Genomic DNA, 15619 nt, shown 5'->3' with positions numbered 1-15619 from the left:
GGCCTGGCGGCGCAATCCGATGTACGCGGCGCTGAAAGGCCGGGCCGCCGTTACCTGGGGGACGGGAAAGCTCGTGCTGGCGATGGCCGGCCGCCGCACCTGGCTGATCACGCCGCGCGAGGAGCTGGATCTGGGAGAGGTGGCGCCGGGCGCGGACCTGACGGTCACCGAGCGGTCGGACGGCGGCGTCGACGTCGTCGTGCGGCCCGCAGCCTGAAATAACCATTCCGACGAAGCCGCCGTAAAGGACGTCGCTGGCAGCCTCGGGCACGGTCGCATTCCGCAATCGCGCGGCCGCTGCACGAGGTGACCCATGATCTTGAAGCCCCTGATCCTCGGCGCGACCGCTGTCGTCGCCCTGGCCATGCCCGCCGCCGTCCAGGCCGGCGAAGTCGCCGGCGGCGTGATCGGCTGCGACGCGTCCGGCAACAAGCAGATCGCCGGGGCCGTGATCGGCGGGGTCCTGGGCGGCGTCATCGGCAACAACGTCGTCCGCAAGGATCAGCAGGCCGGCACGATCATCGGCGCCACCGCCGGGGCCGCGACCGGCTCGTACGTGGGCTGCCAGATGCAGAAGTCCGACGCCCGCTCGCCCGCGCCCAGCACGACGACGACCCGCCGCACGCAGCCCGCCTACGTCGACGACCGCAGCCCGATCTACGCCGACGAACCGCGCCGCACCTATGAGCGCCGCCCGGCGTACGTCGAGGAGGAGCGCCGTTACGACCGCCGCTACTACGAACGCGACCGGCCTTCCTATGCGGTCAGCGAACCTGGGCGGAAGCGCCATCCGCACGGCATGCCGCCCGGCCAGGCCAAGAAGCTCTACGGCGTGGGCGAGCGCATGCCGACCGCCTACATCAACGACCGCCAATACATCATCTACGAGCCCGCCCGGTACCGCCTGCGCACGCCGCCGGCCGGCTATCGCTGGGTGCTCTACGGCGAGGACGCCTACCTGGTCCGGACCGAGACCGGCCTGGTGTCCGAGGTGATCCGCGCCCTGCTCGGCTAGACCGCGCAGGGCCCCGGCCCCGCTTGCAATGCCGGATCGATCGCGTTAACTGATTGCATATTGCAATTAGTTAGGGCCGCTTTCGATGTCGCTGACGCTCTATGCCCACCCGTTCTCGTCCTACTGCCAGAAGGTGCTGATCGCATTCTGGGAGAATGACGTCGCCTTCGCCTATCGCCACCTTGAGGACGAAGGCGCGGGCGAGGAGCTGGCGGCGCTCTGGCCGATCGGGCGCTTCCCGGTGCTGGTGGACGGCGAGCGGACCGTCATCGAGTCCAGCATCATCATCGAGCACCTGGGCTTGCACCATCCGGGGCCGGTCCGCCTGATCCCGACCGATCCCGACGCGGCGCTGGAGGTCCGGTTCCTCGACCGCTTCTTCGACAACTACGTGATGAGCGCCATGCAGGGGCCGGTGTTCACCGCGATCCGCACCGAGGATCCCGCCCGGCGCGCCGAGTCGATGGACGACGCCCGCACGGCCCTCGACAAGGCCTATGCCTGGCTTGAGCCGCGGCTTGCGGGCCGCACCTGGGCGGCGGGGGAGGCCTTCACCCTGGCCGACTGCGCCGCCGCGCCGTCGCTCTTCTACGCCGACTGGGTCCACCAGATCGGCGACCAATTCCCCAATTTGCGCGCCTACCGCACGCGCCTGCTCCAACGCCCGTCCTTCGCGCGCGCCGTGGAAGAAGCGCGCAAGTACCGCTCCTACTTCCCGCTCGGCGCGCCGGACCGCGACTAGGGCCCGTAGCTCACCGACATCCCCTCCCGCACGTCCTGCTGCACGCCGTACTGCGGGAAGGGGTAGCGGAAGCCGTTCTTCGAGAGCGCCTTCATGCCGGCGATAGCCTTCACCAGGTACTCGCCCGGCGTCGCCATCAGCATCTCGTCGTCCAGCACCCCGCCGTAGCGGCGCTCGGCGAAGCAGGGGATCGAGAGGCTGGGCTCGCGCTTGGTCAGCGCCCGACCCCAGCTGTCGGCGCAGGCGCTCTCGCCCACCACGCCCCAGTCGAACTTCTTGTAGCCCGACCACTGCAGCCCGTTGATGAAGTACATCATCGCCCCGGGCGTCGCGTAGAAGAGCGCGATGTCGAAGTCGGCGATCTTGCCCGCCGCCAGCGGCCCGATCGCCAGCGCCTCGTACTGGCCGTCCGGCACGCAGTGCATCGCCGCCTGGTGCGCGGTGGCGTCCTCGACGGTCTCGAACCAGACGCCGGTCATGTGCTTGCCCGACTGCCACTCGGGCGTCTTGGCGGCGCCCAGGCCCACGACCGCGCGGCACTGCGAGCCCACCAGGTCCTCGGCGGTCACCCCCACCGTCCAGCCCAGCCGCGCCGCCTGGCCGACCAGTTGGTCCAGGGTGTGGACATGCTGCGGCCTGCGGATGCGCGGCACGGCCTCCATGTCGGCGCGGGCCTCGTAGAGCTTCATCCCGAACGGGATCGTGCGCAGCTTCAGCAGCTGCTCCAAGTCGGCGGTGACGGCGGGCCAGTCCATGAGAGCCTCCGGCGGTGTCGGTGAGACACGCTGAAGGCCCACCCCCCATTTGTCATCCCGGTTTTCGCGGAGCGAAAGACCGGGCCCCATAAGCGTCGATGCTGCAGGAAGCGCACGGCCTCGACACCGTGGTCGCTCCGGGGAGATCGACGCTTATGGGTCTCGGTCTTCGCCTGCGGCGAAACCGGGATGACACGGGTTGGTGGGAGGAACTACGCCTCCGCCGGCTCCTTCGCCCCGACCGCGTCCCACTGCTTCCAAAGCCGCTTGGCTTCGGCCTTGGCCGGGCCCAGCGAGGCCTCCTTCACGTGGCCGAAACCGCGGATCTGCTGCGGGACGGTGGCGATCTGGGTGGCGACGGCCAGGCGGTCCTTGCCAAGCCCCGCGACCAGCTTGTCCACGTCGGCCTCGAAGTCCCGGACCAGGCCGCGCTCCATCTTCCGCTCCTCGGTCTTGCCGAAGATGTCGAGTGGACCGCCGCGCAGACCCTTCAGCTTCGCCAGCGTCGGGAACACCAGGTCGAGCATCCAGGGCGAGAAGGCCATCTTGCGGGGCTTGCCGTCCGGACCCTTGCGGGCCAGCAGCGGCGGGCTGAGCCACACCTTCGCCTTGCCGCCCTTGAAGGTCTCGCTGCGATACTGGGCGAAGCGGCCGTCGGAGTAGAGGCGCGCGACCTCGTACTCGTCCTTGTAGGCCATCAGCTTGTAGAGGCTGACCGCCACGGCCCGCGTCAGCGCCTCGGAGCCCAGCGGCGCCTCGGCCTTCCGCACCGCCTCCACCTTGGCGAGATAACGGTCGGCGTAGGCCTTGTTCTGGTACGCCGTCAGCTCCTTCACCCGGTGGGCGATCAGCTCGTCCAGCGGCATGGTCTCCGGCGTCGGGACGTCGTCCTCGCGCTTGCCGCGGGCGGACGGGTCGAACGCCGCCTTCCGGCCCAGCTCGAAGGCCTGCAGGTTGGCTTCCGCCTCCACCCCGTTCAGCCGGATCGCGCGGTAGAGCGCGCGGCTCGACACCGGGACCACACCCTTCTGCCAGGCGAAGCCCAGCATGATCATGTTGGCGTAGATCGCGTCGCCCAGGTTGCTCTCGGCCAGGTGGCTGGCCGGGGCGGCGTCATAGCTCTTCACCGCTGCGGCGATCCGCTTGCCCTGCTCGTCGGCGTCGAAGCGCACGTCGCGGTCCGTGACGAAGTCGGCGGTCGGCGCGAAGTCGGCGTTGCCGACGGCCACCGTCCGGTCCTTGGCGTAGAGCGCCAGCGCGTCCGGGCCCGCCGCCGAGAGCAGGTCGCAGGCGATCAGCACGTTGGCGCTGGCCGCCGGCACCCGGCCGCCGATGGTGGTGGTCTCGGTCTCGCCGATACGCACGTGGCTGAACACCGCGCCGCCCTTCTGGGCCAAGCCGGTCATGTCCACCACTGAGGCCGCGCGGCCGTCCACGTGGGCGGCCATGGCCAGGATTGAGGCCACCGTCGTGACGCCCGTGCCGCCCACGCCCGTGAAGACGATGTTGCGGACGCCGTGCAGCGCCTCGAACTGCGGCAGCGGGGTGGCGTCGGCGGTCAGCGCCGGCATCGCCTCGCGGTGCGCGTTCTCGGCGCCCTCCAGCGTGATGAACGACGGGCAGAAGCCGTCCAGGCACGAGTAGTCCTGGTTGCAGGTCGACTGGTTGATCTTGCGCTTGCGCCCGAACGCCGTGTTCAGCGGCTCCACCGACACGCAGTGCGACGTCTTGGAGCAGTCGCCACAGCCCTCGCAGACCAGCGGATTGATCATCACCCGCATCGGGGCGGCGGCCATCTTGCCGCGCTTGCGACGGCGCCGCTTCTCGGTGGCGCAGACCTGGTCGTAGATCAGCACCGTCACGCCGGGGGTGTCGCGCAGCTCGCGCTGCACCTTCATCAGCTCGAGGCGCGGCCGCACTTCTACGCCAGGCGCGAGGTCGGTGACCGTCCGGTAGCGCTCGGGCTCGGCTGCCACGACCACCACCTTCTGCACGCCTTCCGCCGCGAGCTGGCGGGTGATCTGCGGCACGGTGAAGCCGCTCTCGGCCGCCTGGCCGCCGGTCATGGCGACGGCGTCGTTGAACAAGAGCTTGTAGGTCATGTTCGCCCCGGCCGCGACGGCGGCGCGGATCGCGAGCGAGCCCGAGTGGTTGTAGGTGCCGTCGCCGAGGTTCACGAACACGTGCTTCTCGTCGGTGAAGGGCGAAGCCCCCACCCACGACAGCCCCTCGCCGCCCATGTGGCTGTTCAGGTCGGTCGACGGGTCGTTGAAGCTGGCCATGTAGTGGCAGCCGATGCCGGCCAGCGCGCGGCTGCCTTCCGGCAGGCGGGTCGAGGAGTTGTGCGGGCAGCCCGAGCAGAAGAACGGCTTCCTCTGCTGGTCCGCCGACAGCGTGACGGCGGCCATCGAGGCGGCCGAGACGCGGTTCAGGTAGTCGTACACCCGGTCCATGTGGCCGCCGGCCGGCAGCCGGTCGGCGATGGCCAGCGCGATCTCGGCCACGCTGAGCGAGGTCAGCTCCGAGAGCAGCGGCGCGCCCTTCTCGTCGGTCTTGCCGATGATCGTCGGCCGCGCCTGCGCCGGCAGGTCGTAGAGCGCCGCGCGCGCTTGCACCTCGATCAGCGGCCGCTTGTGCTCGATCACCATCAGGGTCTCGAGGCCGGCCGCAAACGCCCGCAGCCCCACAGGCTCGAGCGGCCAGGGCATGCCCACCTTGTAGATCGCCACGCCCAGGCGCGCGGCCTCGGGCTGGGTTATGCCCATAGCCGCGAAGGCCTCGATCACGTCCTTATAGGCCTGGCCTTGGCAGACGATGCCCAGGCGCGGCCGCGACGCGCCCAGCATCACCCGGTCGATGTGGTTGGCGCGCGCGAAGGCCAGCGCAGCGGGGATCTTCTGGGTGCGGAGGCGCCGCTCCTTGTCGAGCGGCTGGTCCTTGAGCCGGATGCCCAGCCCGCCCTGCGGAATGCGGAAGTTCTCCGGCGTCACGAACCGGTGGCGCGACAGCGAGACGTCGATCGTCGCGCCCGAGTCCATGGTGTCGGCCAGCGCGATCATGCCCACCCAGAGGCCGGAGAAGCGGCTGAGCGCGTAGCCCATCAGGCCGTAGTCCAGCACCTCCTGTACGTCGGCCGGCGACAGCACCGGCATCTCGAAGTCCTGGAAGGCGTATTCCGACTGCGACGGCAAGGTGGAGGACTTGCAAGTGTGGTCGTCGCCGGCCACGGCCAGGACGCCCCCCTTGGGGTGCACGCCGGCGAAGTTGGCGTGCTTGAAGACGTCGCCCGTGCGGTCCACGCCAGGGGCCTTGCCGTACCACATGCCGAACACGCCGTCGTAGCGGGCGCCGGGGAACAGGTTCGCCTGCTGGCTGCCCCAGACGGCGGTGGCGGCCAGGTCCTCGTTGAGGCCTTCCTTGAACACCACCTCGGCGGTCTTCAGGTATTTGCTCGCGCGCCCAGCCTGCTGGTCCAGCCCGCCCAGGGGCGAGCCGCGGTAACCCGAAACGAAACCTGCCGTGTTCAGCCCCGCCGCGCGGTCCAGCCGGTGCTGGTCCATCAGGACGCGGAGGAGCGTCTGGACGCCGGTGATGAAGACCCGACCGTCCGTGAGCAGAAATTTGTCGTCGAGCGTCACTTCTTGGTGGCGCATCGCAATTTTTATCCTTTCGGGCCTCCCCAGACTCCTCGCAAGATCATATAAGAGCGCCGCAATTGCTTGCCAAAAGCATGCCCCCGGGCAGTGGTTCCGGGGCAAGAACAATATGCTCTCGTGTCGGTAACAGGAGGAAAAGTTGTCCGAGGCCCTCGACGCCGTCGATGCCAAGATCCTGGATTTGATCCAGCACGACGCCGGACTGTCGGTCGCCGAGATCGCCGATCGCGTCGGATTGTCGTCCAGCCCGTGCTGGCGGCGCATCAAGCGGCTGGAGGATGCGGGCGTCATCCAGCGCCGCGTGACCATCCTGGACCGGGACAAACTGGGCCTGGGCTTCGAGGTCTACTGCACCGTCAAGCTGTCGCTGCCCACCAAGGACAACCTCGACTCGTTCGAGACCTCCATCACCAAGCTGGCCGAGGTGGTCCAGTGCGCCACGGTCACCGGCGCGGCCGACTACGAGCTGCGCATCGTCACTCGCGACATGCACGCCTTCGACGACTTCCTGCGCGACAAGATCCTGTCGCTGGGCCTGGTCTCCAACATCGAGAGCCGCATCGTCATCCGCTCGGTGAAGAACACCACCGCCGCCCCGCTGGGGCTGGTGAGCCCCTACGTGAGCGCGCAGGGGTAACCCAAACAACGGTTGTCATCCCGGTTTCGCCGCAGGCCAAGACCGGGATGACAATCGATGGTGATGCTTGGGGGAAGAATCACCGTGCGCCATCTCGCCTTCCTGACGCTCCTCCTCGCCGTGCCGGCCCACGCCGCCGACCCACCCGTCACTCTCCTCGCCCAGGACGAGCGCCGCGATCTCCTGATTGAGGGCGTCACCCACCACGACGGCCGCTGGTTCGTCTCCGCCGTCGCCGCCAAGACCATCTTCCGCGTCGAAGCCGGCAAGTTCGTCCCGTTCCTCCAGCCCGATCCGACCACCGGCGCGATCTTCGGCATCGCCGTCGACCCACCCCGCGGCGTGCTCTGGGCCGCCGAGTCCTGGGGCGCGGGCCTGCCCGGCGGTTCGGGCGAGGCGCGCACCGGCCTGCTCAAGGTCGCCCTCGCCGACGGCGCCATCCTCGCCCGCTACCCGGCCCCGCTCGGCGAGGCCATGCAGTTCGGCGACGTGGTCGTGGATCCAGCCGGCGCGGTCTACGCCTCCGATGGCGGCACGGGCGCGATCTGGACCTTCGCGCCGGGCATGACGCGCCTGGAGCTCGTCTCCCGGCCGAAGGGCGTCGCCTCGGCCCAGGGGATGGTGCTCTGCCCGCTCGACGTCATGGTGGTCTCAGACTACGCCACCGGCCTGCACCGCGTGGAGCTGGCCGGCGGCGAAAGCCGGCCGCTGAAGGTCACCGGCCCGAAGGTCGCCGGCCTGGACGGCCTCGCAGCACTCGGAACCCGCGACCACCTCGACGTGATCGCCACCTACAACGGCGCCCAGCCCTACCGCCTCTTGCGCCTGAAGATCAGCGCCGACTGCAACCGCCTCGAAGCCTCCGAGACCCTGCTGAAGGGCGCCCCCCTCCGCGACGTCGCCCTGGCCGCCGCCAGCCCGGACGGCGTCGCCGTGGTCACCGGCAGCCAATGGGCCGGCTGGACCGACGGGAAGCGCAACGAGACCGATCCCGGCCCGGCCACGGTTGCTCTCGTCAAGCTCCCGGCGCATCCCTGACCTCCTTCAGTCAGGGAGTCCCGCCATGATCGACCTCGTCATCGACCAGCGCCGCAAGGACCTCGGCGGGTTCGAGGTCGGCCGGGTGCTGCCCTACGCCAAGCGCCGGATGGTCGGGCCGTTCGTGTTCTTCGACCACATGGGCCCGGTCGACTTCGAGGCCGGCTTCCCGAAGACCGTCGACGTCCGGCCGCACCCGCACATCGGCCTCTCCACCGTCACCTACCTGTTCGACGGCGAGATCACCCACCGCGACTCGGTGGGCGCCATCCAGCCGATCCACCCCGGCGAGGTGAACTGGATGACCGCCGGCTCCGGCATCACCCACTCCGAGCGGTTCGACACCCTGCGCCGGACCGGCGGCCGCATGCACGGCATCCAGGCCTGGGTGGCGCTGCCGACCGAGCTGGAGGAGATGGCCCCGAGCTTCGCGAACCACGGCCCCGACGACCTGCCCACCTACGAGGGCGGCGGCATGTGGGCCCGCCTGATCGCCGGCAAGGCCTTCGGCGCCGCGGCGAAGGTCGCGACCCACTCGCCGATGTTCTACGTCCACTGGCGCCTCGACGCCGGCGCCCAGGCCCAGCTGCCCGCCGAGTATCCCGAGCGCGCCGCGTACGTGGCCCAGGGCAGCGTCGAGGTCGACGGCCGCACACTCTCGGCTGGCCAGATGGCGGTCTTCGCGCCCGGCGACGCCATCACCTTCACCGCCCAGACCGACGCCGTCGTGATGCTCCTGGGCGGCGAGCCGCTCGGGCCCCGCTTCATCGAGTGGAACTTCGTCTCCTCGTCCAAGGACCGGCTCGAGCAAGCCAAGGCCGACTGGCGCGCCGGCCGCATGAAGCTCCCCGACGCCGACCACGACGAATGGATCCCGCTGCCGGAACCGCCCCCGCCAGCGAACCCGATGAGCTGAAGGGTGGCGCAACCCACCCTCTACGGCGCCGCCTACAGCGTCTACGTCCGCGCCTGCCGGATGGCGCTGGCGGAGAAGGGCGTGGACTACGACCTCGTCGCGGTGGACGTCTTCGCGCCGGGCGGGCCGCCGGCGGAGCACCTGGCCCGCCAGCCGTTCGGCAAGATCCCGGCGTTCGAGCACGACGGCTTTGCGCTCTACGAGACCGGCGCCATTACCCGCTACGTGGACGAGACGTTCGACGGCCCGCCGTTGCAGCCGGCCGACCCGAAGGCCCGCGCCCGCATGACCCAGGCGATCGGCATACAGGACGGCCACGTCTACCCGGACCTGGTCTGGGGCATCTATGTCGAGCGCATCGAGGCGCCCGCCCGCGGCCGCGCGTCCGACGAGGCTCGCATCGCCCGCCTGCTGCCCAAGGCCGAGACCTGCCTCGCGGCGCTAGCGGCGCTGGCCGACGGCCCTTGGCTCGCCGGCGACGTGCTCACCCTCGCGGACCTCCACGCGGCCCCGATGTTCGCCCTCTTCCGCCGCACGCCCGAAGGCGCCGCTATGGTGGCCCGCCACCCGCGCCTCGAAGCTTGGTGGGCGGCCATCAGCGGCCGGTCCAGCTTCATCGAGACGACGCCCTAGCCGTCCGCCAGGAACTCCACCACCGCCCGCACCGCCGGCAGCTGGCCCCTTCGGTGCGGCGTCAGGATCGTCGTGGTGACTTCGCCGGCGGTCCAGTCGGAGAGGACGCGGACGAGGCGGCCCGCGGCGATCGCGGCGCGGACGAACGGCTCGGGCAGCACGGCGACGCCCAGGCCCGCCGCGGCCGCCTCCAGGATCACCGTGGACTCGTCGGCGACCATCCGGGGCTGTGGCGTCACCGTCCCCTCGCGCCCGTCGACGTGGCGCAGTCGCCAGGACGTCTGGTTCAGGGCCCCCAGGATCGCGGAATGGTTCTCGAGGTCCCCAGGCCCGACCGGCGTCCCGCGCGCGGCGAGGTAGTCCCGTGCGGCGACCAGCACGAACGGCTCGGCCCGCAGCCGTCGTGCAACCAGGCCCGAGTCGGGCAAGGGCCCGAAGTGGCTGCGGATCGCGATGTCGAAGCCCTCCTGCACGATGTCCACGAAGCGGTCGGTGGCGTGCACGACCAGTCGGAGCTTCGGGTGCGCAGCCGCCAGCGCCGGCAGCCGCGGCGCCAGTTCCATCTGCACGGTCGGGATCGAGGCGGTGATGCGCACGGTCCCGCTGGGCTCGACCTGGCGGCGGCGGACGGCGGCTTCCGCGCCCTCGACCTCGATCAGCGCCGCACGGGCGTGTTCGTAGACGTCGCGGCCCACGTCGGTGAGCACGAAGCTGCGCGAGGTGCGGTGGATCAGCCGCGCGCCGAGCGCGGCCTCCAGCGCGGCCACCCGCTTGCTGACGGTGGACTTGGGCACGCCCAGCCGGCGCGCCGCGTGCGCGAAGCCGCCGTGCTCCACGGCCTGGGCGAAGAGGAGGAGGTCGTTGGGATTCATCGTCCACCCGCGTGGACGATTGGTCTGCCACTCAGCCTCTGTTGCGTCAAAGGCCACGCGATCATCTCTCCGGCATCAGACCGGAGAACATGAGACATGACCCCCATCCTCTTCTACGGCGTGCCGGAGGGCTGCTCGTTCGGCGCCATCGTGGCGCTCGAATGGTCGGGCCGGCCCTACCAGCTTGGCCGCATCCAGATGCCCGATCAGGTGACGAGCGAGGCGTACCGGCGGCTGAACCCGCTGGGCGAGACCCCGACCTTCATGACCGCCGACGGCCAGGTGTTCAGCCAGAGCGCCGCGATCCTGCGCCACATCGCCGGAAACCCGGCCGATCCGCGCCTGGACGAGATGCTCTCGTTCCTGACCACCAGCTACTTCGGCGGCTTCAGCCCGCTCTGGCAGGCGGTCGAAGGCGCGAGCGAGGCCGACAAGGCGTTCCTCATCCCCAGCGGCCGCCGGAAGGTGGCCAGGGCGCATGCCCAGCTCGAGGCGCTGCTGGCCGGACGCGACTGGCTGGTCGGCGACGGGCCGACCATCGCCGACGCCTACTTCTTCGGGATCGCCCGCTGGAACGAGTTCCACCAGGCGATCGACCGGTCGGCGTATCCGGCGGTCGACCGGCTCTACCGGCGGCTCGCGCAGGATCCCGCCGTCCGGTTCGCGCTCGCCATCGAGCACGAGGAGCCGGCGACCAGCGCGGGCGGCTTCCGCGGCCACGTCAGCCTGGAGGACGCGCTGGCGCGCCTCGCCGTTCCGGCCTGACCGGCGACGCGCCCTGCCCTTGCGTCAGGGCGCGCAGCCGTCCACACACAGCGCCCATGCACGTCAGCGTCTTCGACCTCTTCAAGCTGGGGGTCGGCCCTTCCAGTTCGCACACCATGGGTCCGATGACCGCCGCCGGCCGGTTCCTCGAGCGGTTGGGGCCGGACGTCGCCCGCACGGCGCGGGTGGAGACCACCCTCTACGCCTCGCTGGCGCTGACCGGCCGCGGCCACGCCACCGACCGGGCGGTGATCCTGGGCCTGGCCGGGTTCGAGCCGAAGTCGCTGGATCCCGACGAGGCCGACCGCGTGGTCGCCGACGTGCGCGCGCGCGGCCGGCTCAACCTCGCCGGCGCGCACGAGATCGCCTTCGACGAGGCCCGCGACCTCGTGTGGGCGGGCCGCGAGCGCCTGCCCCAGCATCCGAACGCCCTGCGCTTCACCGCCTTCGACGCCGACGGCTGGACGCTGGCCGAGCGCACCTACTTCTCGATCGGCGGCGGCTTCGTGCGCGACGAGGACGAGATCGCCCAGAACACGCCGCCCGCCCGCGCGCTGCCGACGCCCTACCCGTTCGATAGCGGCGCCGAGCTGCTGGACCAGGCCGAGAAGGCCGGCCTCACCATCGCCGGCCTGATGGCCGCCAACGAGCTCAGCGTCCGCGCCCAGGCGGAGCTCGACGCCGGCCTCGACCAGATCGCCGACGCCATGTTCGCCTGCATCGAACGCGGCATGAAGACCGATGGCGTCCTGCCCGGCGGCCTCAAGGTGAAGCGCCGCGCCCACGACATCTGGAAGAGCCTGGTGGCCGACGCCGACCGCCGCATCGCCGACCCGCTGGGGGCGCTCGACTGGGTCAACCTCTGGGCGCTGGCGGTCAACGAGGAGAACGCCGCGGGCGGCCGGGTCGTCACCGCCCCCACCAACGGCGCCGCGGGCCTTTTGCCGGCGGTGCTCCGCTACTACGACCGCTTCCACCACGGCACGCCGCAGGGCCGGCGCACCTTCCTGCTCACCGCCGCCGCCATCGGCGCGCTCTACAAGCGCAACGCCTCCATCTCGGGCGCCGAGGTGGGCTGCCAGGGCGAGGTGGGTGTGGCCTGCTCGATGGCCGCCGCGGGCCTCGCCGCCGCCCTGGGCGCCTCCAACGCCCAGATCGAGAACGCCGCCGAGATCGGTATGGAGCACAACCTGGGCCTCACCTGCGACCCGATCGGCGGCCTGGTGCAGATCCCCTGCATCGAGCGGAACGCCATGGGCGCGGTGAAGGCCATCGACGCGGCGCGCCTGGCCATGCTGGGCGACGGCCAGCACTCGGTCAGCCTCGACAAGGTCATCGCCACGATGAAGCGGACCGGCGAAGACATGAGCCACGTCTACAAGGAGACCAGCCTGGGCGGCCTTGCAGTCAACCTGGCCGAGTGTTGACCATCTTAGGTTGAAAGCGCCTTGCGGGTCTGCTCCCAATACTGGAAGCCGGTGATCAGGGTGACCACGGCCGCCAGCCACAGCATCAGGTGGGCGGCGAGCTCGAACAGTTCGCGCGCCGCCGTGCCGTCCGGGAGCGAGAAGGCGCCCCAGGCGGCCACGATCAGCTCCATGGCCAGCGCCACCAGCTGCAGCGTCGTCTTCCACTTGGCGAGCAGGGTCACCGGCAGCTTCACGCCCTTGCCGGCGCCCACCTCGCGCAGCGCGCTGACCGTGAACTCGCGGAACAGGATGAGGCCGGCCGGCAGCACCACCATCGGCTGGGGCCCCAGCGAGAGCAGGCCCAGGATCGCGCCGCAAACCAGCACCTTGTCGCCGATCGGGTCGAGGATGGCGCCCCAGACGCTCTCGGCGTCGAGCTTGCGCGCCAGCCAGCCGTCGAAGAAGTCGGTGATCGCGGCCACTATGAAGGCGTAGACCCCCCACCGCTGCAACGCGAACTGCGCCTCGGGCTCCAGGCGGTTGGCGTAGTAGGGCACCGCCCCCGCGGCGGCCGCGAACGCCACGAACATGAAGAGCGCCATCACCAGGCGCGAGGCGGTGAGGATGTTCGGAAGCGATTTCAGCATGCGGGGAATCGAGCGCTCGGCGTCCAGCTAAGTTCCGCGAGAGCTTAGCCGGTTCGGCGGGCCGCGGTCACGGCAAGCTTTCAAGATCGGCGATACGTCACCCCCAGTAGTCGTCGTCGAGCTCCGGGCGCTCCGGCGCGGGCGCGGGCGCCTGGGTCGGCGGCCGGCTCGCCAGGCGCTTCGCGGCCGCCTCCTCGATCGCCCGCGCCTTGGCCACCGGATCCCCCCATCTGCTTCAGGGGCGGGTATGACCCCCTAGTCGCTTCGTGACTCCTGGCGTGTGTTGCGACGCTTCGCTCCTACGCAAAAATAACCATGCTCGGTTTCCAAATAGAAATCTGAGCAGACCAAATCTTCAGTGGAGTTCCGTTGGAGTGGGTCACGCGCATTCGGGCAGACCATAGTAAAGCTTAAACATTCAACCATGCCGTGATGGGGCGCGATTGCACACGCGGCGGCTATACTGTGGAGAAGGACGAATGTCTGGTGGAGCCAGCAACCCGAAGATCGTCGGCGGCGCTTGGAACGAATGGATCTACGGCACGCCCGACAACGACAAGATAGACGGCCGGGGCGGCAACGACACCATCAACGGCTTCTGCGGCAACGATGTCCTCACCGGAGGTTCCGGCTCGGACACCTTCGTCCTGGATCGCACCTACCAGGACGTCTGCGGCGGTCAGGACGTCGTGACCGACTTCAGTGTCAAGCCGACGGCCCATGACAACATCCAGTTCAACGGCTGGGGCGCCTTCGTGGACGCCCCGACCGGAACGCTGGACGTCGGCGACACCTTCACGACCGACCTCGGCCACACCCTGACCGTGGGCGTCGGCGCCAACGGTGGAACCTGCCTCATGTGGGACACCGGCGACTGCTTCGACCTGCGCGGCGTGACCGCCGGCACGCTGGACGCCGGCTGGATCATCAGCACTTGAGCGAGAGGGGCCGGTCCCAGCACATGTGCTGAGACCGGCCGCGCCCGTCAGGTGACGAGGTAGTCGCTTGCGCTGAGCGAGGCGACGTTGATGTGGCCGACAAGGGTGTTGTTGTAGACCAGGTTCCCGTTGGCATCGACGGTGAGCGCGGTAGCCCCTGCGGCTGGGGTCGAGTCGAGGCTGTCGATCCAGAGCCAGATCTTGTCCTCGTTCGGGTTGAAGTCGGTGATCTCATCGAAGTCACCGAGCCGGAGCACGAAGATGTCCTGGTCCCCAGCTCCGCCGGGGCCGCCCGAGAGCAGATCTGACCCGTAGCTGCCGAAGATGAAGTCGTTGCCGGCCCCGCCGACGATCGTGTCGTCGCCGAGTCCGCCGTACAGGTAGTCGTTTCCGTCGCCGCCGTTCAGGCTGTCGTTGCCGGCGCGGCCGTCCAGCAGGTCGGCGCCCTCGCCGCCAGCGAGGTTGTCGCCCGCGGCTCCCGGCGTCGTGTTGCTGCCGCCGTAGACCGCATCGTTCCCGGCCAGGGCGTCGAAGTTGAACGCGGGATCGTCCATCTTCGTGCCCGTCTCGTCCAGGCTGGCCCAAACCCGGTCGATCGAGGCGCCCGATGCCGCCGCCGCACCGTTCGTTTCGAACAGGTCGGTGGCGTCCTTCAGGAGGGCGTTCTCGATATTGTTGAAGTTGTTGAAGTTGCCGATGATCGGGTCGGCGTTGACCAGGTCGACCAGCCCCTTGTTGGTCGAGAGGGCGGTGACCGTGTAGCTCGCGATCTTCTGGGCGCTGTTCAGCGAGATGGCCGCGCCGGTCTCGTTCGCCACGTAGACACGATAGATCGCATCACCTGTCGACGTGCCCTCGTTCCAGATCTTCTGGATCGAGATCTTCAGGCCAGCGTAGTCGGTGGAGTAGCCGGACGTGGCCAGCTTCGCCAAGCTGTCGTTCGACGTGAAGAAATCCCAGTAGATGTAGCCGCCGGCGTTCACGGCGAAGGTGCCCCCCTGCAGCTTGGGCTGGATGCTGTCGACGCTGTTCGGGAAGTTGAACTGCGGGTTCCCCGTGATCGTCACCGGCGCAAAGATCGCGACCGCCGCGCTGTCCTGCACAGAGTCGGCTTGATCGGTGTCCGCGGTGGCGGTGTTGTCGATGTCGGCGTCGCCGCCGCCGTTGCCGTCGATATCGCCTGCCGTCACCGTGTAGCTGGCGCTGAACTTCCAGGTTTCGCCCGGATCGAAGGCGCCGTTCGTATTGGCGTCGCCGACATTCTTGCCGTTGATGTCGAGCACCTGGCTGACGCTGGCGATCGAGTCCGTCACCGTCAGTCCGGTCTGGGTGATGTTGCCGGTGTTGGTGACGTCGATCCCGTAGTTGATCACCTGGCCGGCCGCACTGACCGGATTGAACGGCGCCGTTGTGTCCGAGCCCACCTGGGTGACGTACTTGTCGATCGAAATGGTGCGGGTCTGGTTCACGGTGACGACGGCGTCGTCCTCGTCGGGGCCGGTCTGGTCGGAGTCGGCGGTGGCGGTGTTGACGATGTTGGCGCCGCTGTTGATCTCGGCCTGGGTGACCGTGTGCGTGCCGCTGTAGGTCCAGGTC

14 protein-coding genes and 1 pseudogene are annotated in these 15619 nt (G+C 69.6%); 10 read left to right on the top strand and 5 right to left on the bottom strand.

Annotated elements, in window-relative coordinates; translation table 11 throughout:
- The 3 genes and pseudogenes from VGD44_RS06180 to VGD44_RS06170 all read left to right on the top strand — a co-directional run.
- Nucleotides 1-217 (top strand): annotated as a pseudogene (locus tag VGD44_RS06180) (hypothetical protein); the annotation flags it as partial.
- A gap of 96 nt (nt 218-313) precedes the next feature.
- Nucleotides 314-1015 (top strand): RcnB family protein, encoded by a 702-nt coding sequence (locus VGD44_RS06175; RefSeq protein ID WP_331084975.1) that lies wholly within the window; start codon nt 314-316, stop codon nt 1013-1015.
- An 85-nt stretch (nt 1016-1100) separates the two neighbouring features.
- On the top strand, nt 1101-1757 hold the full coding sequence (locus VGD44_RS06170; RefSeq protein ID WP_331084973.1) for a glutathione S-transferase family protein: 657 nt from the start codon (nt 1101-1103) through the stop codon (nt 1755-1757).
- Here the strand turns inward: VGD44_RS06170 and VGD44_RS06165 are convergent.
- Together VGD44_RS06165 and VGD44_RS06160 are read right to left on the bottom strand one after the other, a co-directional pair.
- Nucleotides 1754-2512: a DUF169 domain-containing protein gene (locus VGD44_RS06165; protein WP_331084971.1), complete on the bottom strand. Its 759-nt coding sequence runs from the start codon at nt 2510-2512 to the stop codon at nt 1754-1756. The two genes, VGD44_RS06170 and VGD44_RS06165, sit on opposite strands and share 4 nt — an antisense overlap.
- Before the next feature lie 212 nt (nt 2513-2724).
- A complete protein-coding gene (locus VGD44_RS06160) occupies nt 2725-6165 on the bottom strand; it encodes an indolepyruvate ferredoxin oxidoreductase family protein (protein WP_331084969.1) in 3441 nt (1146 codons plus the stop codon).
- Between the two features lie 142 nt (nt 6166-6307).
- Here VGD44_RS06160 and VGD44_RS06155 point away from each other — a divergent pair, with 142 nt between their 5' ends.
- The 4 genes from VGD44_RS06155 (at nt 6308) to VGD44_RS06140 (ending at nt 9392) form a co-directional block, all read left to right on the top strand.
- Nucleotides 6308-6805 carry an Lrp/AsnC family transcriptional regulator gene (locus VGD44_RS06155; protein ID WP_331084967.1) on the top strand — a complete coding sequence of 166 codons (498 nt, stop codon included), beginning with the start codon at nt 6308-6310 and terminating at the stop codon, nt 6803-6805.
- Nucleotides 6806-6889: 84 nt separating this feature from the next.
- Complete coding sequence (locus tag VGD44_RS06150) at nt 6890-7843, top strand: hypothetical protein (RefSeq protein WP_331084965.1); 954 nt, start codon at nt 6890-6892, stop codon at nt 7841-7843.
- A 25-nt stretch (nt 7844-7868) separates the two neighbouring features.
- The gene (locus tag VGD44_RS06145) at nt 7869-8759 is read left to right on the top strand and encodes a pirin family protein (protein ID WP_331084963.1); all 891 of its coding nucleotides are present in this window, start codon (nt 7869-7871) and stop codon (nt 8757-8759) included.
- A 3-nt stretch (nt 8760-8762) separates the two neighbouring features.
- Nucleotides 8763-9392, top strand: coding sequence for a glutathione S-transferase family protein (locus VGD44_RS06140; RefSeq protein WP_331084961.1), 630 nt, complete (start codon nt 8763-8765; stop codon nt 9390-9392).
- On the opposite strand, the gene VGD44_RS06135 is transcribed toward VGD44_RS06140, so the two are convergent.
- The gene (locus VGD44_RS06135) at nt 9389-10264 is read right to left on the bottom strand and encodes a LysR substrate-binding domain-containing protein (RefSeq protein WP_331084959.1); all 876 of its coding nucleotides are present in this window, start codon (nt 10262-10264) and stop codon (nt 9389-9391) included. The two genes, VGD44_RS06140 and VGD44_RS06135, sit on opposite strands and share 4 nt — an antisense overlap.
- A gap of 96 nt (nt 10265-10360) precedes the next feature.
- On the opposite strand from VGD44_RS06135, the gene VGD44_RS06130 reads away from it, so the two are divergent.
- Nucleotides 10361-11029, top strand: a complete 669-nt coding sequence (locus VGD44_RS06130) for a glutathione S-transferase family protein (protein WP_331084957.1) — start codon at nt 10361-10363, stop codon at nt 11027-11029.
- A 56-nt stretch (nt 11030-11085) separates the two neighbouring features.
- Nucleotides 11086-12456 carry an L-serine ammonia-lyase gene (locus VGD44_RS06125; RefSeq protein ID WP_331084955.1) on the top strand — a complete coding sequence of 457 codons (1371 nt, stop codon included), beginning with the start codon at nt 11086-11088 and terminating at the stop codon, nt 12454-12456.
- 5 nt (nt 12457-12461) lie between these two features.
- On the opposite strand, the gene pgsA is transcribed toward VGD44_RS06125, so the two are convergent.
- Nucleotides 12462-13082, bottom strand: coding sequence for a CDP-diacylglycerol--glycerol-3-phosphate 3-phosphatidyltransferase (pgsA, locus tag VGD44_RS06120; RefSeq protein WP_331084977.1), 621 nt, complete (start codon nt 13080-13082; stop codon nt 12462-12464).
- Nucleotides 13083-13564: 482 nt separating this feature from the next.
- Between pgsA and VGD44_RS06115 the strand changes: the two genes are divergently transcribed.
- Entirely contained in the window at nt 13565-14023 is a 459-nt protein-coding gene (locus tag VGD44_RS06115) for a hypothetical protein (RefSeq protein ID WP_331084953.1), read from the top strand.
- Nucleotides 14024-14070: 47 nt separating this feature from the next.
- Here the strand turns inward: VGD44_RS06115 and VGD44_RS06110 are convergent.
- Nucleotides 14071-15619: calcium-binding protein (locus VGD44_RS06110; protein WP_414694619.1), on the bottom strand; the 1549-nt coding region annotated here is incomplete at its 5' end.

This window comes from Phenylobacterium sp., from assembly GCF_036402295.1.
Taxonomy (GTDB): Bacteria; Pseudomonadota; Alphaproteobacteria; order Caulobacterales; family Caulobacteraceae; genus Phenylobacterium.
The sequence above is the reverse complement of the archived record's forward strand: the minus strand, read 5'-3'. Positions and strand labels throughout refer to the sequence as shown.

Excerpts from the sequence above, each read along its gene's own strand:
- VGD44_RS06175 (WP_331084975.1), top strand. The coding sequence starts at position 314 with ATGATCTTGAAGCCCCTGATCCTCGGCGCGACCGCTGTCGTCGCCCTG.
- VGD44_RS06170 (WP_331084973.1), top strand. The coding sequence starts at position 1,101 with ATGTCGCTGACGCTCTATGCCCACCCGTTCTCGTCCTACTGCCAGAAG.
- VGD44_RS06165 (WP_331084971.1), bottom strand. The coding sequence starts at position 2,512 with ATGGACTGGCCCGCCGTCACCGCCGACTTGGAGCAGCTGCTGAAGCTG.
- VGD44_RS06160 (WP_331084969.1), bottom strand. The coding sequence starts at position 6,165 with ATGCGCCACCAAGAAGTGACGCTCGACGACAAATTTCTGCTCACGGAC.
- VGD44_RS06145 (WP_331084963.1), top strand. The coding sequence starts at position 7,869 with ATGATCGACCTCGTCATCGACCAGCGCCGCAAGGACCTCGGCGGGTTC.
- VGD44_RS06135 (WP_331084959.1), bottom strand. The coding sequence starts at position 10,264 with ATGAATCCCAACGACCTCCTCCTCTTCGCCCAGGCCGTGGAGCACGGC.
- VGD44_RS06130 (WP_331084957.1), top strand. The coding sequence starts at position 10,361 with ATGACCCCCATCCTCTTCTACGGCGTGCCGGAGGGCTGCTCGTTCGGC.
- VGD44_RS06125 (WP_331084955.1), top strand. The coding sequence starts at position 11,086 with ATGCACGTCAGCGTCTTCGACCTCTTCAAGCTGGGGGTCGGCCCTTCC.
- VGD44_RS06115 (WP_331084953.1), top strand. The coding sequence starts at position 13,565 with ATGTCTGGTGGAGCCAGCAACCCGAAGATCGTCGGCGGCGCTTGGAAC.